Source organism: Lentzea sp. NEAU-D7, assembly GCF_026242055.1.
Lineage (GTDB): Bacteria > Actinomycetota > Actinomycetes > Mycobacteriales > Pseudonocardiaceae > Lentzea.
Map to the genome: position 1 here is coordinate 58,630 of NZ_JAPJDL010000032.1, position 25,802 is coordinate 84,431.

Consider the following 25,802-nt stretch of genomic DNA (forward strand, 5'->3'; position numbering starts at 1 on the left):
CATCCACGCACCTCCGGAGACGGGTTCGCCACGAAGCTGAATCAGGCTGACGGGCACGGTTGTCCGCGAAAGGTCCACAGTGGTCTCTTCAGCGAAGTCGTGGCCTCTCGGGCAGTGCCAGGTCCTCGATCATCTCGTCGGCCCTGCTCCACTCGGCTGGTTCTCCGGGTGACCATAGGGACAGTGCGCTTCGGTGCACCTGCGGACATCCGCAGTGTTGTCGTGGCTCCGCAGGTCGCGGTCCGGGACGCCGCGGTCTCGACGACATCGCCCGCTGGCTCTGCCACCTGGCGGACCGAAGTTGATCGACGCCGTTCAGAAGTCACTCGACGGGGCCTGGCTCCTCCACGGAGCTGATGCTGCTGCGGTGGTGAGTCCCGTGTGGTTGCGGTCTCGCCGTGCTCAACGGAGTGTTCACGGCAGGACCGCCCGTCGTCCGGCCTGCGATTCCCAGCCGGGCCACGCCGTCCGTGCTCGCCCTGCTCAAATCTCCGCTGCTGCGGGTGCGGGCGGAATTGGAGTCCCGGAGTGAGCACGGCGATCTCGCTGGGGGGAAGTTGTTCAAGGGCGGCCTTCAGAAGCCTGCGCACCACGAAGCGGGACAGCCAGGTCCGACCTCCATGGGCGCGACCGGGCACCTGCGAACCAACCCCGGGGGCGATGGCGCTGCCGGCCTGCTTCGACTTGCGCAAGAGCAGGCCAACGGTCAGCGCCGGATCGGCGCCGGCCAGGGCAGCCGCGTCGAGCTCGTTGGCCGCTGCGACCGCAGCCTCCGTTCAACCGTGACAGGTTGATCGAGCCGCACCGGGCGCCGGTCAACACGACCACGCTGACGCCGTCGGATCCCCGGCCCAGCCGCGGGAGATCGACATCGACCCGCACAGATCTCGGTACGCACATGGATTTCGAGTTAAGCCACGGGAGCGCCGGTAGCGCGACTGCCCTGGAGATCTCCTTCGTTCTCCCTCCTCGTGCGACGCCCCAGCGACCTGCCGCAGCCGCAGTGAGCGAAGCCCGCCGATCTCGCACTGTTCACTCGGCGATGAGGCAGAGTCGGGGCAGGACGAACCAGCGAAGCTCCTCGAAGTCCTCCGGCAGGCCGGTGATCCCGTCGTCGACCACGTCAGCGCGAGCAGCGAGCAGCCGCCGAGCCTCTTCCAGGTACTTCGTGAGGATCGTGTCATCGGCGCGAATCGGCGGCACGGTCGCGTGCGTGGCCACCACGGAGCGCAGATCGGGCAGCTCACGGGGAACGAGAGCTGTGCCGCGGTGCCGCCACAGCCCGGTTCTCGGGTCGAAGACGTAATCGGTCAGCAGGCGGTGGCCGTGCCGGGCGACCAGCCGCACGGCCTCGACGAGGTAATCACGGACGGCGTCGGTGATGAAGTAGTTGAAGTTGAGGCGCACCCAGCCGGGCTTCACCCCGTGATACCCGGCCGCTGAGTTGCGGTCGTAGCCCTGGGATCGCCTGTCATCGATGTGGAGCAGCCGGTGCCCGTAGGGACCGGCGCAGGAGCACCCGCCACGGGACTGGATGCCGAACAGGTCGTTGAGCACGGCGACCACGAAGTTGTGGTGCAGGAACCGCTGCCCGGACCGGACGCGGAAGGACACGATCGACAACCGGTCCGCGGTACGGCTGCCGAGAATCTCGATGCCGGGTTCCCGCTCCCACTCGGCGACGGCGTGCCGCCACAGCCGTTGTTCGCGGGCATGGATCACCCCGGCGCCCACGGCATCCTTGAGCGCGAACACCAGACCGGCGCGGACCGACTCGACGACCGCCGGCGTGCCGCCCTCCTCCCTCGCCACAGGGTCGTCGAGGTAGCGGTGACCTCCCGGGTGGACGAACGCCACCGTGCCGCCGCCCGGCACGGTGGGAACTCTGTTGGTGACGAGGTCGCGACGCACCACCAGCACACCGGGCGTTTGCGGGCCACCGACGAACTTGTGCGGTGACAGGAAAACGGCGTCCTTGTGGTCGCCCCGTCCCGGTGCGCTCTCACGCATCCGAACAGGCACGTGCGGCCCAGCCGCAGCATAGTCCCAAAAGGACAGTGCACCGTGTTCATGCAGCAGCGCGGAAATGCCGTCGGTGTCGGTCAGCACACCTGTCACGTTCGACGCGGCGGAGAAGCTGCCGATCCGCAACGGGCGGTGGGAGTGGCGGATCAGCTGCCGGCGCAGTTCGGCGACGTCGACGCGGCCCCACTCGTCCTCGCCGATGACTACGACGTCCGCGACGGCCTCGCGCCAGGGCAGCTCGTTGGAGTGGTGCTCGTAGGGTCCGACGAAGACGACCGGACGTTCCCCCTGAGGGATCCGGTCCGCGAGCGAATACTTCTCGTCCAAACCGGCCGGGAGCCGGATTTCCAGCATTCCCACGAGCTTGGTGACCGCTGCGGTCGCACCGGAACCGCAGAACATCACCAGGTCGTCCTCCGTTCCTCCGACGGACTGGCGAATGAGCAGCCTCGCCTGTTCCCGCAACATCGTGGTGTACCGACTGGTGCTCGAGCTCTCGGTGTGCGTGTTGGCGTAGTAGGGCAGCACCTCCGCACGAATAAAATCCTCGATGAAGTCGAGTGCCCGGCCCGATGCGGTGTAGTCGGCGTAAACTATTCTCCTTGCCCCATAAGGGGTGTCGAGCACCTTGTTGTCGCCGATGATTCCACGCCGGATGATTCCGAGCAGCAACTCGTCCGGCTCACCACGATTGCCGCTGGCCATCTTACCGTTGCGGAATCCGATTCGGCGGCGGATAATTCTCATCAGAGACACCTGCACGAGTTTGTCGCGGCGGGCAATAAATCCATAACCAAAGTTTCCAGCGAGAACCAATCAGGACGCCTGCGAGGTGGCTCGGCCACAATATTCGACGCGCGAGGGTCTCCCGTTTCCTTTCACTTTCGACACCATTTTGGGACGTTTTTCCACCACTAGCGTCCCCGAACGTGACGCTTACGCTCGCGATGCTCAAGAGAACGGTCATCGCTCAACTCGACTGCAGTCCGTCGGACCTCACCGACAAGGCCGAACTGACGGCCTGGGGCCGGACTCCCCGGGACTGCTCAGGCTGGCAGCTCCAGAGACCAGCTCCCACTGGGTTCACCGTAGGCAGAACGCACGGTGTCCACCATCTGTCGTCCCGCGGTGCGGAACGAGCGTTCGACCAATTCAAACCGCGCATCGTCGGTCAGATGGGCGGTACGTGCGGTCTTCTGCGACAGCTGGTCGAAGCAGGTCTGCCGATGGTGAGCGCGAAGGCATCGGCCCTCGTTCTCAACCAGCGGCAGCGAGCAGAAGGGTCTGCTCCACGAGTGGGTGACAGTGTGACCTCCTGCCGTCCCGCCGCTGTCGTAGGAGCCGATGATGCCGGGCTGATCGCCATACCTCGCGCGACGACGTCCACCAACCGAACCTCTCGCAGTTCGTTCACCACGCTGGGGAGCAACCACAGGTCGCGATAGATCCGCACGTCACGGCGCGCGGCGAAGTCGAGCAAACGCGCCTTCTCCGACCAGAACGGCGATCCGGTACCCGAATCGAAGTGTCGCCGCATGACAGCGGGCACGAATTCGCCTTCACGCCATTCATGATGGTCGTTCAGATCGAGATCGAACGCAACGCCAGACATCCGTCCTCGCAGACAACTGGTCAAGGCGAGCGGTTGACCAGGCCCGCTGGCCGATATGTCGTGACCGGTTCGGAGCGAACCTCGGGCCGGCGGTCTCATCTGTGGCGCGCGGCACCCAGAATCACACACCTGCGTGCCCCAAACCCTTCGGTGACCAGCGGGTTGACATCGACGACGAAAGGAGACATCGAACAAGCCTCTGCGCAGGATCATCCCGGATCGAGGGATCTTGCCATAAGCGTGCACGTTCTCCGCACACCCGCAGCCGAACGTGGCGTGCTCACCCGTGATCCAGTCGGTGCCGTTCCGGCCTCCGGAACGGTTAGTGCCGGACGTTCCGTCCGGCGGACAGAATAAGTCCAGCCGACAACCGGGATCCGAAACCGATCGTGCCCTGTTCTGATGCAGTATTGGAGAAGCGCCGCTCATGACCAAGGGGAACGTCAATCCCAATCCGTCGCCGAACCCGGCGGCGAACCCGCTCCCCTCGGTACCACCGGTCAACACGGGCACGGGCGGTGGTACCGCCGGCAACGGCGGTTACTCCATGAGCGACTCCGCGATGCACGGGTTGCAGAAGAAGGCGGGTGACCTCGAGTCTCGGCTGTCGAGCATCGCAAGCGGCCTTCGTGGTCTGAACTTGAGCAGCAACGCGCTCGGCCCCATCGGCCTGTTCACGGTGCCCGCGCTCAACGCGTCCAACGACAACGCGATCACGCAGGCGGACAAGGGCGCTAAGGCGTTCAACGACGTCCAGTCCGGTCTGAAGGCCACGCACCAGACGTCGACGACGACGGACACCAACCTGGCCTCCAACTTCCGCTCGATCGACCCAGGCACCAACGCGAAGCCGCCACCCGGCGCCACCGCGGCGACAACCGGTCCGAACACGTCGGGAGGCGGCAGGGTCACCAGGCCGGAGTCGATCAAGGGAGGCGGAAACCCCACCCCGGGACCGGCCCCGCAGAGCGGCGGCGGCAAGGTCACGCCCACCCAGGGCCCGAAGGGCGGCGCGTATCTCACGCCATCAGTCGGCCCGGCACCAGGCGGCGGCAAGGTCGGCGACATCCAGCGACCCAAGGGCGGTGGCACCAACCCCGGCTCGAACCTCGATCCGCAGGGCGGCGGCAAGGTGAGCCGCTCCCAGGGTCCGGGGGGCGGCGCGGCCTTCACGCCGACCCTCGGACCGGCTCCGACCGGCGGCGGCAAGGTCAGCCCGGCCCAAGGCCCCAAGGACGGCGGCGCCTCGCTCACCCCCACGCTCGGCAAGCCGCCGGGCGGTCCCGCCGCCGGTGCGCCGCCAGTCCCCGGTGGCACCACGGGTGCCACCAGCACCCCCGGTTCGAAGGGCGGTGGCACGCCCGGTGGCGGCGGCAAGGCCGGGGGCGTTCCGGCCGCGCCCGGCTCCGGTGCCACGCCCGGTCAGGTCGCCGGTACCAAGCCCAGCGCGACCCCGCCCGGTCCGCAGGGCGCCGCACCTCCGCGCGGCGCGACCCCGCCCGCCATGTCGCCGGGCACTTCCCCGCCCGTGCTGCCCGGCGCGACCCCCGGCGTGACCGGCGGCAACAAAATCGGTCCCGGCGGTGCGAAGGGTGTGTTCGACGCGTCCAAGCCTGGCATGCCCGAGAGCACCATCAAGAACGCGCCGCCGAGCTCCACCTCGACTCCCCCTGCGGCTCCGAAGCCGACGATCCCCACGATTCCCGGCACTCCCGGTACGCCCTCCACGCCCGGCGGGACCTCTGCGGGTGCCGGCACGCCCAAGCCCGGCGGTTTCCCCGGAGGCGCTCCGGGCGCGGTGCCCGGCGGCAACACCCCGTTGACGCCCGGTTCGCAGAGCGCCGTCGCGACCCCACCCCAAAGCGCGAGCCCGCGCGGTGGTGCCGCTCCGGCCGTGACGCCCCCGCCCGCGGCGGGCCCCGGCATGGCCCCGCCCATGGCGCCGGGCGCGACGCCTGGCGCGACCAGCGGCGACCGTGGCAGCAACAAGTTCCGCCCCGGTGGGGCGAACGGCGTGTTCGACACGCCCAAGGCCTCGACGCCCGACAACACGATCGTGAGGGCCGCCGGTACCTCGCCCTCGACGCCGCCCTCGGTTCCGAAGCCGACTCCGCTCACCTCGCAGCCGAACATCACCGTGCCCCCGGCCGTCTCGACATCGACCGCGACTCCGCAGTCGCGCCCCGGCACGCCGCCATCGATGTCGACGCCACGGTTCTCTTCTCCGGACACGACACCCCCGGCACAGACGCCTTCCGCGCGGACGCCTGCCCGGAATCCCGGCCAGACGCCGCCCGTCCAGACGCGACCGGCCCCTGCCACGCCGCCGGTGAGCACGCCGCCGCCGACCCCGGCGGCGAACACCCCGCCGGTCAACACCCTCAGCACCAACACGCCGACGCCCACCCCCGCGACGAGCGTTCCCCCCACCACGCCCAACTCGACCAGCACGCCGAACTCCGGCGGCTCGGCCGTCAAGACACGTCCGTCGCCGCCTCCTCCCGGTTCGCCCTCGGCCAACCGCGCCTCCGCGCCGAGCACCGGCCGCAACGTGGTCGAGGTGCCCGCGGTCGTCCCGCCGTCGCAGAAACCGGCGAACAGCCAGGGTTTGCGGTCCGGCACCAACAGCGACAGCGACAGCGACTCGGCGTATGAGGACGCCGTCGACTTCCAGACGGCCGAGCAGCGGGTGGAGAGCTACCGCGCCGAAGATCCCAAGACCGACTCCGGTTGGCGGCCGGACGAGAACGGCGGGCTCACGTACGGACCGAACAAACCGTCGGAGTTCGTCCGCATCAGGGTCGACGAGAACACCACGGTCGGCCTGACGCCGTACATGGCCAAGCAGTGGATGGCGGACAACGGGATCAGGCCTCCGAAGGGGACCACTGTCGAAGCGGCGATCCACCCCCTGCTCTACGACACGAACCTGGGCGGCGGCAGCCGCACGCCCGAGGTCTACGGCATCGACAACGCCGCCGACTTCCACAGCGAGATGATGGGGGTCGCCGCCGAGAAGGACATCCAAGAGCAGCAGACCGTGCTCGACGCGGTGAACGACCTCGCCACGGAAATCACGAACAAGTACCCGCCGGACCAGTTCTCCTACGTCGGTCTGGGCCGCAGTCCCGCCGCCGTGGTCGCCGCGTTGCAGAACCAGGGCCACGACGCGGTGTCCATCCCGCTGTCGAACTTCCGGCCGTTGCCGTCCGACCCGGCGTCGATCCTCATCCCCGCGTACAACGGGCCTGACGGCAGGCCCAAGACCGAACCGCTGACCGACCAGCAGCAAGACATGCTGGACCAGCACTTCGACGAGTTCCTGGGTGACCTGCCGCCCGGCAAGAACGTGCTGCTGATCGACTACACGCAGGGCGGCCTGTCGCTCGTATCCGCGCAGTACCAGCTGCAGCAACACTTGAACCACAACGCCACCGCCGATGCTCCGCCCTCCCGCGTGCAAGCATTCGCCATCCACGAGGCGACGAACCGCAACGACATCCTCAAGACGATCAACGCCGCAGCGCTGCCCGGATCGAGGTTCCAGAGCCTCTACGAGAGCTACCTTGACGGCAGCGGCCGCCGGAACTCCCGCCAGGACTTCAAGAACAACATCGAGACCCGCGAGATCCCGTTCCGGCACCCGCTCGGCGACGCGTTCCGCAAGGAAGCGTTCGACGAGTTCTCCGAGCACGGGTCGTACAAGATCCTCGAGCAGAACCCGGACACGTTCCAGCAAGACCGCCCGCACAGGAACAACTCCGTCGCACCCGGTGTCACGACCGCCTACGAGGTGTTGAAGGACGCCGTCGGGGAGGGCAGGCTCAAGCCCGCGCCGGACCGCACAAAGGACAGCGGCTCCCAGGGCGGCGGTTCTCGCGACGGCAACGTGAAGGGCGGCGACCAGGGCAGCACTCGCGGCGCGCCGCCGTCCTCGTCGACCGGCACCCCTGACGCGAACACCGGCGGGAGGTCCGACACCGGCGGCAACACCCGTCCGACGCCCACCATGGACGCGCCGGCGGCCCCGCCCGCTCCCACGACGTCGGTCCCACCGCCTCCCGCTCCCCCGGCGCCGAGCTCGAAAATGCACGCCAACGGCACTCGCAAGGACGTGCCGGAGGTCGGTGCGCCGCCGGCGATGACGCCGCCGACCCCGGAATCCCACCGGGGCAAGGACGTCCTGAGCGACGAGTCCTGGCGGCACGACCCCGCCAGGACCGCGGAGTGGTCCACCCCGGTCAACCCCGCCGACCGCAGCACGTGGGCCCACCGCCGCAACGACACCGACGTCCGCACCGTCGACGTGGTCGTCCGCGACGTGCGGACCGACAGCACACCGTCGAAGATCGAGGCCTACCAGGGCCTCATCAACTACGACCTGCGCCGGATCGAGACCAGCCCCGGCAAGTTCGTGCAGGAATACACCGTCAAGGTCCACCTCGAGCCCACCGGCAAGACCACCCCCGAACAGCTCGCGCAGATCAGGGACAACGCCACCAACGGCGTCAACACCCTGCTCAACCAGGGCTTCCGGCTGCCCAGCGGCGACCAGTTCCACCTGAACCTCGAATTCACCAACAACAAGGCCGACGCCCACACCACCGTCAAAGTCGACCCCACAAACCCCAACGTCGACCAAGACCACTGGAACCCCGACACCAGCCCCGAAGTCCTCGCCCACGAAACCCTGCACTACCTCGGCGTCCCCGACGAGTACAAAGACACCACCCGAGTCCTGCAACAACACGACACCAACTCCGGCGTCCACACCAACGACGGCGGCCTCATGGGCCCTGCAGCCCACCTGCCCGACCCCGGCATCCGCCCCCGCCACCTCTGGCTCATCGAACGCACCGCCACCAGCCAGGTCATGGTCCCCGACACCACCATCGACCCACCCGGCCCCGCCACCGCGCCACCACCCGCGGGCTGGACCCCCAAACCACCGGAAAACGACGGCCCGGTGTCAACGCCCAGCACCGACGGCACCGCCGACGTCGACTCGAACCCGAGTCCCGACGCCGACCTCAAGACCAGGCCGGCGACCATGCCCGGTCGGTTCTCGGACTCCGACTCGGACAGTGATGGCGAGATCGACGTCCGTCCGAACCGGACGCACCTGCCGAACCTGGATCGCGTCGGTCTGATCGAGTCGGTGCTGCGCAGTGCGGCGTTCCAGAACGCGCCAGTCCCGAACGCGTCCCCGCTGGTCGGTTCCGGCGACGTGCGATCCACTGTGGACACAGTGCTGAGCGATGTGCGGCAGAACCCGCAGAACCACAACCACCCCGGCCTGACCCCGCCCGCCCTGGCGACCTGGGTGGCGAGCCAGGTCAGTCCGGACACCCTGGCGAAGTTCCACCCCGACCTGGAACCGAACACCCCAGGCCTCACCGCCGACGCCAAGACCCAGCAGTGGCGGGCGAACCTCGCCAACGACCTGGCGAACGGGTCGTCGAGGCGCTGGGACGTCGTGAACGCCGGCCCCAAGGCCGACGGCACGAACCCCGGCAACGTCGAGATGATCAACCACCTGACCCAGCAGCTCAACGCGAACGGCGCGTTGCCGTCGCCCGCTGACCTGGTGGCGAAAGCGCTGCAGACGCCGTCATGGGCCGACTCCCACGTCGGTTCCCACCTGCCCGCCTCGATCGGGCAGGCGTTGGACGTGCAGCTCGTCGTCGACAGCAACGGCGTGCAGACCGTGCACGGCCCGGACGGCGCGACCCAGGTGCAGATCAGCTCGCAGAACGGCACCTTCGGCGCGCTCGGCGCTCCCTCGCCCCAGGAAGTCCGCGCCGGCATGGAGGCCTGGCTCGCGGGCAAGTCCTCCGCGGAGGTCAACCAGACCATCGCCGACCTCTACAAGGGCCGCCAGGACGAGAGCCTCTACAACGCCGCGCAGAAGGTCCAGCTCGTCAAGCGCGCGGCCGCGCACCCCGGCGGCCCACAGGCGTTCGTGAACGCCCTGCGAGAACGAGCCTCGACGCTCGAGAACCGCATCGCGGAGGTGAAGTCCCAGGCGCCCCGCCGGCTCAGCCTGTGGAAGACGGCGCAGCACACCGGACAGCAGGCGCAGATCGACGCGCAGGTCAAGACCCTCACCGACCTCCTCGACAGCACCAACAGCCAGATCGAGACCCTTGCCGCGCAGGGGCCCGCGCTCGGCACCACCCACCTCGTCGACAAGTTCGTCGCGGGTCCGAACGCGGACAAGCTCGAGCACATCCCAGCGGACGTGCTGCCCCGGCTCGACGCCCAGCTGACCGCGCAGATCACGGCGGCGGAGAACGCCGGATTCGACGCCTCGGACCTGAAGAAGCTGCAGGAGCGGGTGCAGAACGAGGCGGACGTCCGCATCGTGACCAACCACGCCTCGACGCGTGGTCTGGACGGGCTGAGCGCCCAGTTGGACGACACAAGGGAAGCGCTGCAGAACTTCCGCGACGGCAAGTCGTCGAACACCGGTTTCCAGGGCTTCCTGAACAAGATGCTCGGCCACGAGGTCGACACGTCCGTCGACTTCGACCAGAAGATCGCCCAGGCGGAAGGGATGGTACGGCAGGCGGAGCGCAACCTGGCGTTCACGACCGATCCCGACTACAGCAACCGCTTCGAAAAGGCCGCGGAGAAGTACGCGAAGCTGCAGTCGACAATGCAGCGGTTGGAGCAGTTCAACGCCGAGCTCGATGCACGTGCCGAGCGCCTGCGCGATCTCGAAGCCAGAACTCGCGAGTTCAACGCACGCCAGCTGGCCCGCGCTCTCGAAGAGCACCGCACGCAGCAGGACGCCGAAAGCATCTACAGCGCTGCCAGTTCCGACACGCAGTCGGACGTCGACGCGCGGTCGGACGTCGACGCGCAGTCCGACGTCGACGCGCAGTCCGACGTCGACGCGCGGCCGGACAATCTCGTGCGGACCCCGCGGCACGAGCACGCGGCGTTCCGGGCGTCGCTGTACGGGAAGTCGCGGGCCGAGCTCGCCGAACTGGCCCTGCAGCACAGCACCCACCCGGACCGCTCGTTCGAGATCGAGCAGATGTCCCGCTACCAGGAGATCGCCCACAAGGAAGGCGGCCTCCAGCAGCACCTGAGGGACCTGCAGAGCGAGATCCGCCAGACCCGCGAGGACGTCCGGGACCTCAGGCGGACCACCGACGCCCTGCCGGACGTGTTCAAAACTGAGCTGATGCGCTCGGACCAGGCACAGCGCCGGGCGGAGCAGCAGCGGCTCATCGACCACGCCCGCCAGCTCGACCAGGAGCTGATGCGGCTGCAGTACGACCGCACCGACGCGTTGACCACCTACGCGCTCACCCTGCCCGCCGACACGACGGCGCCCGAGTGGCAGACGGTGACGCCGCACGACGCCGAGATCATCGAGAACCGCGTCGCCGACCTGATCCGCGACGCGCGCATCGGCGGTCTCCCGACTCCGGAGCTCGACCGCTTGTACGACCAGATCCGGGAAATCCGGATGATGGAGACGCCGGCGCCGTCCCGGCCGGACACGCCGACGGTCGAGGTGGACGACTCGGCGTCGGTCCGATCCGATGACAGCGCGTCGGCCGGTTCGCACACCGACGCGCGGGACCGCGACACCATCGCACCGGCCGAGACCCGGCAGGAACAGGCCGAGCCGCGACCGTTCATGCAGGACCCGGCAACAAGGTCCACAGTCCCGGACATGGACCTCGTCGTCCCCGGCGGCTTCGGTCCCGTCCACGAAGGAACACCCCAGCGGTCGTTCGAAGCGTCCCTGTACGGCCTGGACACCACCGCCCTGCGGGACATGCAGCAGACGTACGGCCGTGACGCCGCACGCTCGGCCGCGATCGAGCACATGATCGAGGTCTCCCGCCAAGCAGGACCGCCCGCCATCCACGACCGGCGCACACAGATCGCCGAACAGCGCCTGGCCGAGATGAAGACCGCCCGCGACCGGTGGAACGCCTCCGACATCGTCCCCGACCGCTTCAAAACCCAGGCGATGCGCGACGACCAGGCCACCCGGCGTGCGGACGCGAACCGCCAGGTCAACTACTACCAGCAACGCGTCAACGAAATCAGGAACAGCCGCGACGCCGCTATCACCACCTACGCACTGCACCTACCGGCCGACATCGACGCACCCGGATGGCGGCGGTTCAGCGACGCCGACCTCCGAGCCGTGCGACTCCATGCCGGCCAGCAGATCCGCGACGCGCAGGCGGGTGGGCACAACACCACTCATCTCGAGGCTTTCCTCGACTTCACCGCAGAGCTCCAGCAGGCGCGCCGGAACGACGACGCGGTCACCCGTCCCGCGCCGCCCAGGCCGACGCCCAACCCAGTCGTCCCGATGACGACGATGGCGCCGCAGCCGGTCGGCCAGCTCCCGGACACGAACCTGCCGGGCTTCTTCCAGGACAACAAGGCGCTCGGCTCGATCGTGCCGACCGACGTGCGCGGCGCGGACGCGGTGGTGCGGGAGATCAACGGGCTGAAGCCCGACGACGCCGCACGCATCAAGGACGCGATCGAGAACGACTTCGAGACGTTCCTCGGTGACGGTCGCAACTTCCAGGTGAAGATCGGCAACGCCTGGTTCGAGGCGAACGTCCGCGCGGAGATGCACGCGGACGGGAGCAGCGTCACCGACGCCGCGAACACGAAGGTCGACAAGAACTACCAGGCCGCCGCCGCGTCCACGACGACGAACAGCATCTCGACGTCCAACGACGTAGGCGGTGCCGTGACGGCCGGTGTGGCGATGGGCCCCTACGGCTCGCTGAGCGGCAAGGCCGCGCTCGCGACACCCGCGGTGTCGCAGGCCACCAACACCTCCATCACCGAGCAGCGCGCGATCAAGGGATCGGACTCCGGGTCCAAGAAGGTCACGGTGCCGGTCTCGTACGAGATCACGCTGTACGACGCTTCGGGCAACCCCACTCTGTTCTCCACGCTCAGCACCGGTCCCGACGTGACCCTGCAAGTCCCGACGGACCTCAGCACGATCGTCGACTCCGGCAAGTCCTCCGCGACGGTCACGCCGCCCGACCCGGCGTGGGGTCTCAAGGCCGAGAACGCCGTGCCGGAAGCCGTGGTGGTCAAGGACTCCGGGAAGCTGTTCAGCGACGTCGCGGAGAACCTGCACCCGTCGATCACCAAGATCGGTTCGCCGGGTCGTGAGGCGCTGCAGAACTTCCTGTCCCCGACCTCGATCCGCGACAACCTGCCCGCGATGCTCGGCGGCTTCGTCACCTCGCCGGACCTGATCAGCCCGCACGCCGGCAAGGGCGCCGCGGTGCAGATGAAGGCGACGTTCAAGGACGCGAAGCTGGTCGGCACGCACTCCGACGCGGCGCTGGACCTGAAGGACACCTCCGCCTGGGGCAGCAGTGTGTCCGCGTCCACCAAGACCGGGTTCGACGTCACCGCCGGCTTCGGCGGCAACATCGGCGTCCCGGGTAAGGTCGGCGGCACCGTCGGCGCGACCGGCACCTACTCCGCACGCACCGCGGAGGGCGTCAACGCCGGGACGAGTTCCAGCCGCAAGTCCGGCATCGGGGTCAAGCTCGAGACCGGTCTGTACGAGGTCACCACCGAGGTCGAGGTCCAAGGCCCCGCGGGCAAGCCCGTGACCATGGAGATCACGACCCACATGCGCATGGGTCTGGGCGAGGCCGGCGCGGTGGGCCTGCCGACCGTGGTCGGCACCCGCAACACCACGACCGACCCGGCGACCGCGGACACCAGGTTCCTGCCGCCCTACGTCGCCGACACGCTCGCCGCCGGCAACGCCAAGGTGGGCGAGTTCGTGCCCGCGACGAAGGTGCAGAACCAGGTCGAGACGAAGCTGCGCGAGCTGCCCGGTTTCGAGAGGTTCCTGCCGAAGTGGAACAACCCGGACGCGAACCCGCGCTCCGGCAAGGGCCAGGGCTACGGCGACGTGGCCGTACAGCTCGCGAACCAGCGCAAGCTGGACGCGAACCTGTCCCCCGCCGCGTTGAAGGCGAACATGGACAGCCTGCTCGGTCCGGGCGTCCAAGTGCAGCTGAAGAACTCCGGCAAGACGACGAACACCTACGTCAACGTCACGGTCAAGGCGAAGCTGACGAACCCGAAGCACCTCGGCAAGGCCGAGGGCCGAGCGGTCAGCGACTCCACCACGAGCGGCCCGAAGCTCGACGCCAATACCAGCACCACCAAGGGCTGGACCGGTGGTATCACCGGCAGGGCCAACATACCGGTGAAGACCGGCGTCGCCTCGCTGACGCCGATGCCGCAGGCCGGTGTGTCCTACAGCCACTCGTGGACTGACAAGACCTCGGCGGGACCGGCCGTGAGCGCCACCTCGTCGAACCCCGGCAGCCCGGACGCGCAGGTGTTCCAGGGCGACGTGGAGTTCGAGGTCGAGATCACCACGTTCACGCGGCCCCGGACGTGGGTCCGCACCATCGTGCCGGGCGCACCCGGTCAGCACGCACCTGACGTGAAGACCGTCGCCAAGACCGGCGCCGGCCTGGACAAGATCGACGGCAAGGTGAACCTGTGGGTGTCGGACTCCTCGACGCTCAAGGACGACCCAGGCGATGGTTTCAAGCCGGGTGACCCGAAGTCCACGCCGATCGCGGACTCCCCGACCGTCAAGGACCTGCTGAACCCGGACCAGGACCGTCCCAAGTCACCGGAGTTCCTGCACGTGGAGGCTGTCGCCAACACGACGGAGCTTCGGGACCAGGCGATCGACGCGCTCAACCGCGCCGCGAAGGGCGACTCGGCGCTCACCACGCCGGGCACGGCGTCGCGGGCGCAGATCGACAAGATGTTCGCCCCGGAGAACATCAAGGCGAACCTGCAGCGGCTCATCGAGACCGGCGTGCAAGAGCAGGGCCTCAAGTACGACCGCCGCGTCGCCGACCGCTCCGGCGCGATCGGCATGTCGGTCAAGCTCGGCGAAGCGAAGCTGGTGTCCATTTCGGACACCACCGGCACCGACAACTCGGTCAGCGGCGGCTACAAGGCCGGTGAGTCGTCCACGACCAGCCGGTCGGTCGACCTCGTCGCCGGCATCAACGTCCCGGTTCGCCCAAACATCACCCCGCCCGCCGGCCAGCCGTCGAACCCCAGCGGGTCCGGTGGTGCCGCGGTCACCGGCAAGGTGACGCCGTGGTCGGACAACAAGACCACGTCGAACGAGATCGGCGGCAACGTCGACCGCGGCCGGACCACACCGGAGGACGCCCGGACCGTGCTGGTCCAGGTCGACGCCGAGTTCATGATCGTCGGCGAAAGCCGCACCGGGAACTTCGTGCACGGCGGCACGCCGAACGCCGAGGGCGTGAAGGTGAACCTGCCGAAGTCCGTCTTCGTGCGGGTGTCCGAGGACGTCGCGCGGGAGATGGGCGTGCTGCCGAGGGTGGCACCGAACGTTCCCAAGCCCGACTTCCCGAAGATGGTGCCACCGTCGACGGTGGCACCGGGCGAGCCCGGCGCGCTCGGGCTGTCCAACGTGGAGAAGGTCCCGGACCTCTCCGCGGCGGTCAACGAGCTCACGACGAAGCTGTCCACGAACACCAAGAAGTTCGGCAGCGACCCGCTGATCCCGGACTCCGTGCTCAAGGACTCGATGAGCAACCTGCAGCGCATCGTCGACCTCAACTCGCCGACGAGCGTCAAGGCGATGATCGACAGCGCTCTGGACGGCGGCGTGCCGCTGCTGGTCCACCAGCCCGGCACGTTCGGCAAGGACTCCTACCAGGTCACGCTGCGGGCGAAGGCGGGCGAGCCGCAGTTCGACCAGGTCGTCAACGACGGCGTCGACATGTCCCACAACGACGGCGGCTCCCTCAAGGACAGCGACGGCAAGGGACGCGGCGCCGGCTGGGGCCTCGGCCTGCGGGCACCGGGCCTGGCCTCGCCGGGGATCGCGAACCCGAACGTCTCCGGCACCGCGGGTGTCAGCGCGATCGCGAACATCGGCTCCAACAAGAGCAGCTCGGTGACGACCTCGACCAGCGCGGCGTTCGGCCACAACCGCACGGCGAGCGGTCCGGCGGCGCGCTACAACGTGCCGGTCGAGTTCGAGCTCGTCGTGGAGAAGGGCTCCAAGGAGATCGCGAAGGTCCACAGTGCCGAGCAGGACATGGTCGTCCGCACGCACGCGGACAACCAGAAGGTCTCGGAGCCGACGACCAGTCGCGGCACCCCACAGCCCTACATGTCGGCGGCGAGCAGGCGCGGCAGCGAGTTCGGCACGCCGGAGGCGACCTACACCTTCCAGCAGGACAGCAGGGCCACCCAGCTGCCGGCGACCGCGTCGGTGGAGAACCTGCGCGGCGCGGGCGACCTGCGCGACGCCGCCGTGAAGGCGATGACGGAGGCCGGTGCGGGCAAGGGCCTCACCGGAAAGGGCACGGGTTCGCTCAACAGCCTGTTCTCGACGCTCAGCCCGGAGAACCTGCAGCCGCACCTGTCCTCGATGCTGTCCGGCCCGCTCGACGTGCCGGGCCTCAAGGAGGCGGCGCTGACGTTCGGCCAGGGCGCCGACGTCAAGGTCTACGCGAAGCTCGTCAACCCGCAGCTGGGCTCGCTCAGCGACGGCGTCAAGATCGAGACTCCGCTGACCACGAAGACGACCGACGTCTCCAGCGAGGGCAAGGTCGCCGACACCTCCGACCTCGCCCTGGGCCTGGCCCAGGGCAGCGCGGCGGTCAAGCAGGGCGACCCGAAGGACACCGTCAACTTCGGCACCGGCGGCGTCGAGCTGAAGCACGCGAACGAGGACTCGTCCGCGGTCTCCGGCGGCCCGGCACAGGCCCAGGGCGGCAGCACCAAGCCCAAGGACACCTCCCGCACCGGTCTCGTGCAGTTCGACGTCGAGTACCGCGTGGTCGCGACGATCGGCGGCAAGACGGGCGTCGTCGATCTGACGGTGCCCGGCTCGGCCGGCGTGCGCATGTCCGCCACCGAGGTCGAGTCGATGCTGAACCAGAACTTCAGCGACTCGCTGAAAGACGCGCAGACCGAGGTCAAGAAGGCGGCTGACGACTGGCGCGAGGCGGAGAAGAAGGTCGACGAGGCCCGGCACGAGGCCCAGAAGGTCATCAACACCGCGGCCGCGGTGCTGGCGAGGACCGATCAGCCGCTGGGTGACACCGCGACGAAGCTGAACACGGCGATCGAGAACCACGTCAGCGCCGAGGCCGAGCTCCAGACGCGGCAGACGGCGTTCGACACCGCCGTGGCGGACGTCGCGCAGACCCGCGCGGCCATCCAGGACCTCACGCCGCAGATCTCGTCGCTCAGCCAGGAGGCGCTCGCGACCAAGGACGCGCTGGACGACGCCCAGATCAACGGAGCGCCGAAGCCCGAGCTGGACCGGCTCGGGCAGGAGGCCGACGTGGCGCACACCGCATTGACCGACGCCCAGCAGCAGCTCGCCGAAGCCCACGCGCAGCTCGACGTGCAACGCAAGGCCGCCGTCGACGCCCGCGCGGAGATCCAGGCGCAGCAGAAGGCCGTCGCCGACGCCGAAACCGTCCGCACCGACGCGGAGAAAGCCCACCAGGCGCTCACCGAGGAGCGGACCGCGGCCGAGAAGACGATCACGGACGCGGAGACCAAGCTCGACGAGGCCCGCAGGACCGCGGACGCCGAGCAGAAGAAGTGGTGGGACGCGAAGGCGGAGGCGGACCGCCAGATCGACCTCTACAACTCGACCCCGCCGCCCGCGCCTCCCGCGCCGCCGGCCCCGCCCGCGTCACCTGGCGACACGACCACGAGCACACCACCCGGCGACACCACCACCACGCCCGGCGACACCACCGCCAGCACGCCACCCCGCGACACCACCACCAGCACCGCGGCGGACCCGGACCAGAAGCCCCTGCCCCCGGTACCCGCGGAGCCTTCCACAACGGGAAGCGGCCGCATCGGTGCGGAGACGAGCTCGCCCAGTCCTGCTCCGGAGACCACCAAGGCGCCGAAGAAGGTCCGCGGTGGTGGCGCGCCGCCGGCGATGACGCCGCCGACCCCGGAATCCCACCGGGGCAAGGACGTCCTGTCCGACGAGTCCTGGCGGCACGACCCCGCCAGGACCGCGGAGTGGTCCACCCCGGACAACCCGGCCGACCGCAGCACGTGGGCCGACCGCCGCAACGACACCGACGTCCGCACCGTCGACCTCGACGTCCGCGACATCCTCACCGAGAGCACCCCGACCAAGATCGAGGCCTACCAGGGCCTCATCAACTACGACCTGCGCCGCATCGAGACCAGCCCCGGCACGTTCGTGCAGGAATACACCGTCAAGGTCCACCTCGAGCCCACCGGCAAGACCACCCCCGAACAGCTCGCGCAGATCAGGGACAACGCCACCAACGGCGTCAACACCCTGCTCAACCAGGGCTTCCGGCTGCCCAGCGGCGACCAGTTCCACGTCAACCTGGAATTCACCGACAACAAGGCCGACGCCCACACCACCGTCAAGGTCGACCCGAAGAACCCCGATGTCGACCAGGACCACTGGAACCCCGACACCAGCCCTGAGGTCCTGGCCCACGAAACCCTGCACTACCTCGGCGTCCCCGACGAGTACAAAGACACCACCCGTGTCCTGCAACAACACGACACCAACTCCGGCGTCCACACCAACGACGGCGGGCTGATGGGCTCCGCCGCCCACCTGCCCGATCCCGGGATCCTGCCGCGCCACCTCTGGCTGATCGAACGCACCGCCACCAGCCAGGTCATGGTGCCCGACACCACCATCGACCCGCCCGGCCCCGCCACCGTGCCACCACCCGCGGGCTGGGAGCCCGAGCCACCGGCGAACGACGGCCCGGCATCCACCGCGAACGCCGCTCCCGGCACCGGTACCGTCCCTGCGCCGGCACCGGGCGCGGCCGCGGCGACACCCTCCACCCGGTACCGCTCGGCCTCCTGGCCACTGCCCCGCACTCACCACGCCGCCCAGCAGTTCCAGGCGCGGCCCGCGCCCGAAGGGCAACGACGCGAGTCCATCAGGGGCAGCAGGCGCGAGTCCCTCAGGAACAGGCGCGAGTCCCTCAAGAAGCTGTTCACCGTCGACGTTCCGGGGCTGTTCAGGAGGGAGTCGCTGGCGTCGCCGGCGCCCACTGCTCCCGCGGCGGCCGTGACTCTCGCCTCGTCCGACCCGTGGGTCGGCTTGCTGCACGCCCAGGCCGATCCATCCACTGTGGATGTCGAAGTCCTGAAGGCCCATGTGGCCCAAGCGGTCGCCGAGGGCAAGCCCGGCAAGGCCCGCATCCTGATCAACCGCCTGCGCGGATCGGACAAGCAGATCGACGTGCAGCAGCACTACGACGACGCCGTCGCCGCGCGCGGCGACGTGGGCGCCGTTGACGTTCCGAAGGAGCTGCACTTCGCCTGGTTCGGCACCACGCCGAACGAGGCCGCCGTGCAGAGCCTGCTGGACTGGGCTGCGAAGGTTCGCGAGAACAACGAGAAGTCGACCGGCCCCGACCAGAACTGGAAGGCCACGCTCTGGACCGATGCCTCGTCGGCTGGATGGTCCCCTGAGGTCAAGCAGCAGCTCTTGGACGCGGGCATCGACATCCGGCCGGACGTCGACTCCCTGGTCCACGGCCTCTCGACCGACGTGCAGAGCCGCACGGACACGAAGACCACGATCGACGACGTCTACTCCGCCGCCAAGGACCCGAACGCCAAGGCGTTCAACCTCCAGTCCGACGTCGCGCGGTACGCGGTGCTGGCCAAGCACGGCGGTGTGTACGTCGACGTCGACATCCGCCCCGGCGCGGTGTCGCTGAACGAGGTCGGTGACCTCAAGATGCAGCCGACGGACATGCCGCTGCTGGCGCCGCGCCTGCGGGACCAGCACAGCGTCGACACCGCGTTGTCACGCGTGGACGATGTCGCGCCGGGTGCCGAGCTCAGCACGGCCGCCGAGATCCAGTACGACAAGGGCGAGCTGAACAACAACTTCATCGTCACGCCACCGGGAAACGACTTCATCCACGCTCTCACCGACCTCATCCCGAAGAAGTTCGAGGGCCTGCAGAGCTACCGCATGTCGCAGGAGGCCTTCAGCAAGGCGCTCAAGAAGCAGGCGCCGGACATTTCCGGGCCGAACGTCCTGGTGGACGGTGGTCTCGCACCGACGACCGGTCTCATCGGCCAGTTCACGATGAGCCCGGACAACCACGGGCTGCAGGTCGAGATGGACTACCTGCCGGCGCCGGTGCCTCTCGTCGGCAAGCGGGACTACAGCGCGCTGTTCGACCCGCACGTCAAGAACAGCTGGTCGGGCCTCGAGTGGGTGACGACCGAGAGCGAGGCCCAGATCGACACGGGCTCGTCGCAGGCGTCGTTGCGGGACGCGAACGTGACCGTTCCCGCCATCTCTCGTGCCGACACGACCCCGGCGGCGCAGGACCGGTCACCGGGTTCAACCAACCCGAACGACGCGGTGACGGCGGTCGCGAGTCCCGCGGGTGCCCCCGCCGGCACCGACCTGACCAGCGACGCGCTGGCACGAGGGCAGCGCGACAACGCCACGCGGCACGAGCTCACCGAGCAGATCGCGGCGATGGGACTCGATCCGCAGCACGCGGCATCGACGTTCGACGGCCTCACCGCGCTGGGGTCGGTGGAGAACCATGTCGCGGACGTGCTGTCCTCCCCCGGTGTGCAGGGCCCGGTGAACCGGATCCTGACGGCCTCGGGCTCGTTGAGCCCGGAGCAGACCGGGCGCGTGCGTGACCTGATCACCGACTTGCTTGTGACCACAAGTGCCGTGCCCGTAAGGCATCGTCGCGTCGGCGACATCACGAAGCTGAACCTCGGTCACGTCCACGAATGGCAGTCCGCACAGCCCATGCCGCCGGCGACGCTCGAGAAGGTGCTCGCCGGGATCGCCGCCGACGTCGAGGCAGGCCGGGCACCGCTGTCCGACCTTCCACACCACGGGGCAGACCCGCTGCCCCAGCGGCTGGCAGTGCTGGGGACGCTCAACCTCACACCGCACGCGCGGGCCGAAATGCTGGCGCACCCGCCCTTCACGGCGCTGCTCACCTCACCTCACCTCACCGACGCGCTGTTCGCCGGCAGGGGCCTGGACGAGCAGAAATTCCTCAACACGTGTGAGCCGGCCGCGGTCAACACAGGACTGCGGGCCGTGTTGCCCACGGTCATGGCACAAGTGCACGCGGGCCGCGCGGTCGCGGACAGCGTGGAGCGGGCACTGGTGCGCGCCCTGGAGAACGACCCCGAGCCGCTGGCGGAGAAGGACAAGCTCGGCGGGCGAACCGTCGAGCAGTTGGTGCGGGACCGGATCGCCGAGGCACGCGAGACGTTCGACCGGCTGGAGGAGCAGTCGAACGCCGGTGTAGAGGACCAAGCCGCCCTGAGCGACGAGTGGGGACGGGCGATGCAGAAGCTCGCCGCCGTCTCCGATCCGAGCGAGGGCGTCGACTCCATCCCGGTGCTCAGCCGCAAGTTCATCGACGGAGCCTGGACGGCCAGCGCGGCCATATCGCTGCCGATGGGAGTCGACCGGCCGGTCCGGCGGGCGTCCGGCGTGACCGAGAACTACCGGTTGCTCGCCGAGCAGGTCCTCGCGCACCCCACTCCGTCAGGCTGGGCCAGGCCACTCGCGGACCTGGTGGACAGCAGGTTCTGGTCGCAGTTGCACCACGTCGGCGTCCTGCCCGTAGCACTCGAGGGGCGATTCGTCGGGCACGCGCTGTCCGTGCAGGCAGTCCGCCACGAAGGTGTGGAGGTCTATCTCGTCGGTGACCCGAAGAAGACGCACTTCGACATGCTCACGCAGTCCGAGTTCGCCGCGTGGGCGGCCCGCAGCAACGCAGAGGCGGTATTTCCGCACCAGACCGCGATGACCACGGCCGCCCGGCCGACCGCGCCCACCGGACCGGCGCACCAGCCGACAAGGCCGAGCCCTCCGCCGCCAACGGAGTCCAGCCCTGCCATGCCCACGAGGCCGAGCCCTCCCCCGCCGCCGACGACCGAGGCACCACCGCAGACGCGGGGCCCTGGCTCCACCACCGGAGCCCGGCATGACAGCGTTGCCGAGCCGCGGCGCGAGATCACCGAGCCCGGTGCGGCCGCTGAAGCACGCCCGACACAGGGCCGCTCGGCGGACGTCCTCGACTGGGCACGACGGATGCCGCTGGTCGACCTGGCCATGACCGATCCCGACGCGCGGATCCGCCAGGGCCAGAGCACGCGCGAGCACACGCAGCGGGTGCTGGAGGTCCTCGGGCGACCTGCTCCGCGGTCGTTCCCCGGGCTGGGCCGGATCCTGCCCAAGATCACTGCGGTGACCGGGCAGGGCCCCGAGGTCAAGACGAGGAACGACGCCATTGCGCTGGCATCGGTCGTGGACAACGTGGCCAGGGACATGGCGGAGGCGTTCAACGACCCGCTGTTGAAGCCGGTGTTCGCACGCAAGATCATCGAGTCGCAGGCCGACCGGCTCCACTGGGACGGCGACGCGTCGTCCTCGGCGATGTCCCCGAAAGCCGTCCGCCTGGCCGGCGCGCTGGTCTCCGACGACCCGATCACCTCGTTCATGCGCGGAGACGTCGAACTGCCCGCCGTGGCCGCCAGGGTCGAGGACCTCGCCCAGCGGGCCGGTCTGGACGCGCAGACGACCTTCGATCTCCTGCGCAGGCGTTACGAGGCGGAGATGCTCTCGTACACGATGGCCGAGATCGACGCTGGGAGGCTCCGGCCGGACCCGAACGCCAACGGGACGTTCGACCTGGAGAAGCTGCCCGGCGAGATCGCGCCGGGCCACTTCCGCGACGTCGTCGAACTCCGCAAGACCTCCACTCTGCACCGATTCTTCGGTGGTTCCGACCGGGGCAAGCCGGAAGAACGCGAGTGGAACAACAAGGACCTGGTCCTCACCAAGGCCGCGGCCCAACGCCTTGACGGCCTGCGAGCCGTGCTGGCACCAGCTCCGGCGACGGCTGCCGCCGAGGTGCCTGCGGCCGACGTTACGGCTCCGGCGGCGGGGCCCTGGACCCCGCCGGCCGCGCTGCCGTTCACGGCGGCCGACCTCGCGGCGGGCAGGGAGGAGCTGGCCTCTCCCATGGCCACGGCTTCGGTACCGCCGCCGGGCTCCGACCAGGCAGGATCACTGTCCCAGCGCCAGTATGAGCACCTGCGCGACATCCGGACCGACCGGGCCGAGGGCGACCGGGAGGCCACCGAGGCGGCGGCACGCCGGGAGTCGGTCAAGCAGAACCTCGTCGAGAAGCTCGCGGTGCCGGACCTCGCCGCCGCCGAGCAGCTGCTCGCGAAGGCCGAGGACTGGTTCGCCACCGCGCCGATCACCATCTCGCTGAAGGGCGAGGCCGTTTTCGGTACCGACCAGGGAGCGGCGGCGCTCACCCAGCCCGACGCGCGCTACCTGCCGAACGCGGAGATCGGTCTGCGCGTCGTCGACTCGGCCACGCTCGAAGCACTGCGGTCGCGGGAGAGCGACGTGCACGCGCGCCGCGCCGAGGTCGATCGTCTTGCGGCCGAGCTGGCGCAGAAGGGAAAGTCGGACGACCCGTTCCGGCCGAGCCCTGAGTTCAAGGCTCTGCGGTCGGCGCACCAGCATGCAAAGGCTCTGCTGACCGCCAGCGAGATCGAGGCGGCCAGGACGCCGCGGCAGGTCCGCTACCTGGAGGCATTGCTCGCCGAGGACCCGGACTTCGCCTTCTGGACGCAGTCCAACGACGTCAACGTCGCTCGTGGCGACAACTACACGCGGTGGCGCCGGGAGAAGGACGACGCCGAGTCGGGCAGGCGCGGATTCGGCCTGCACGAGGCCGCGGTGTTCGGCGCGGTGAACGTGAACTACAACCGGACGAAGGGCTTCGAAGGAACGGCCGTTTACGGCGACACCCACCTGCTGCTCGAACCGCACGTGCGCCAGCGGTCGTACTACACCTTCGGTGCGAGGGGGCCTGCGCGCAGCAACCTCGTGGACCTGATGCACGACATGTTCGAGCAGAACCGCACGGACTACGTCAACGGCATCGTGCAGAACTCCCTGGGGCTGGACGGGATGATCCCGCAGCGGAACCTGCTTCTGGAGACGCACGTGTACGGCGATGTCGTGTTCGGTCGCGACGTTGCAGAGGTTTCAGTCCCCCACACGGGGCAAGACCCCGTCGTGCGGGCGCGGATCGAGACCTTCGCGCAGACCCACGGCATCACCTTGGTCGAGTCGGACCCGGCCAGGTGGCCGGAGCAGCAGGCCGAGGTCGACCCCGCAGCGGTCAGCAGCGCGCTTGCGCCTGTGCAGCCGCAGCTGCCGGAACTGGACCTCGGCAGGCCGTTCGTCGAGGACCTCTTCGACGAGATCGACGCCCAGCCGTCCGCCGCACCACGTCCGATGGCTCTGCGGGACTCCGTGCAATGGCGGGTTCCTGATGACGCCGCGCCGCTCACCCCGGACCGGCTCGAGCAGGAGTTCGGCATCCCGAAGCGCAACCAGGAGCGGTTCCAGAACTTCGTCGACCGCTTCAACATCGTGCTGGACGTCCGCCCCACGAACCCGGACTCCGTTCGGTGGCTCCGCGACGGCGCGATGCCGAAACCCAAGGACATCAAGGCGAAGACCATCAACCAGACCGACGTGCTGCTCGGTGCCGACGCGAAGAACGTCGGGCTCGTCGGGTTCTTCCAGCCCGACCCCAACCGCGATCTCTCCGGCGTCGCCCCGGGGATGCGGGAGAAGGTCGCCAAGCGCTTCGACGAACGCACCGCCGAGTTCGCCGAACTGATCGGCACGATGGACAAGTACGAGCAGGAGGGAAAGTTCAAGGTCATCGACGGGGTCGTCCACGGGTCGAACTCGCGAGGCGACTTCATCTGGGTGACCGGTGACGCCGACATGTACGGCATGTACGACACGGACGGCAACAAGCTCGGCGAGGAAGACTACGAGGGCATGGTCTTCCTGCTGGTCAACCGCAACGTGGGGGTCCAGCACGGCGCACACCTGTACTGGGACCCGGTCACCGACTTCGACCGGAAGATCTTCGACACCATCGTCGACAAACACGTGTCCGAGGAGCCGCTGGTCAGGTTCAACCCGGGCCAGCCGGCGTCCCTCGTGCTCGCCGACCCGCTGCCACCACTCGTCGGCGCCGACAGCCGGGCCGCACAAACCGACTCCGAGGGATCTGAACGGCGCGAGGTAGCGGAGGCCATCTCGCCGAAGCGGCTCAGCCAGTACGAGGAACACGTCAGCAACACGCGGCGGCATCTGCGGCATCTGGCGTTCGACGTGCTCAACCGGCCCGCTCCCCCGCCTGTCACCTTGAACGGCCTCTACGCGGCGGTCGGACACGTGGTCCGCCAGGACCCGGCGGCCCTGCGCGCACAGGTGCTGAACCACGCCGCCACCACGGCGGCGGTGAGCCAGGCGACCGCGGACTTCACCATGTCCAGGTTGGTCCACACAGGACACGTGACCGGTGCGCTCGTCGAGAACGCGAACTGGAAGATGCACACCGACGCGAACGAGAACACCGGTGCGGGTAACGCACGCGACCTACTCGGCCACCTGATCGCGACTCAGCTGGGCATGACCTTGGTGGTCCACCAGGGCGCGGGTACCGCACCGCTGGTGCTGGCACCGATGGGCGGCCACGCCGGAGCTTCGCTCGAGATCGACATGGTGGTAGTCGACGGCCGCGTGACCTACCGACCTCGCCGGCTACTTCAGTAGGACGTGAGAATGGATCAGCGTGACCCGCACCTTGGCCGGTGGTTACATTGGGCGCTCTGTCGCGTGTGGTTGGTTCGTCGCTGCCTCGCGACGATTGCGGTTCTCACTTCCCCTGCGGCGCAAGTGTTCACGCCTCGGCTTCGCCGTTGCGTTCGGTGGCTTGGTGGCTCGCCCTCGGCTTCGCGTGCCGTTGCAAGGCTCCACGGCGTGGCCTGCCCCTGTGCGCGCCGAAAATTACGTCCACACAGGTCGAGCGGCATGCCGATACTCGTGGAGGACTCCACCGAGACGGTCCCGTCGGAGTACCGCGAGGCGTTCGATCCGGTCAGGTCGAAGAGGTTGGAGTCGGGCTCGCAAGGCTGCTGCCGCGGCGAGTGATCGATGGGTGCGCTGCTGGTTGTAGTGCTGCTCATGCACGTGCAGCGT

2 protein-coding genes are annotated in these 25,802 nt (G+C 68.9%); one reads left to right on the plus strand and one right to left on the minus strand.

What is annotated here, in order from left to right; genetic code table 11:
• Window positions 1-1,032: 1,032 nt before the first annotated feature.
• Complete coding sequence (locus ORI60_RS40980) at window positions 1,033-2,772, minus strand: aminotransferase class V-fold PLP-dependent enzyme (protein ID WP_266043398.1); 1,740 nt, start codon at window positions 2,770-2,772, stop codon at window positions 1,033-1,035.
• A gap of 1,292 nt (window positions 2,773-4,064) precedes the next feature.
• On the opposite strand from ORI60_RS40980, the gene ORI60_RS40985 reads away from it, so the two are divergent.
• On the plus strand, window positions 4,065-25,376 hold the full coding sequence (locus ORI60_RS40985) for a glycosyltransferase (protein ID WP_266043399.1): 21,312 nt from the start codon (window positions 4,065-4,067) through the stop codon (window positions 25,374-25,376).
• Window positions 25,377-25,802 lie beyond the last annotated feature (426 nt).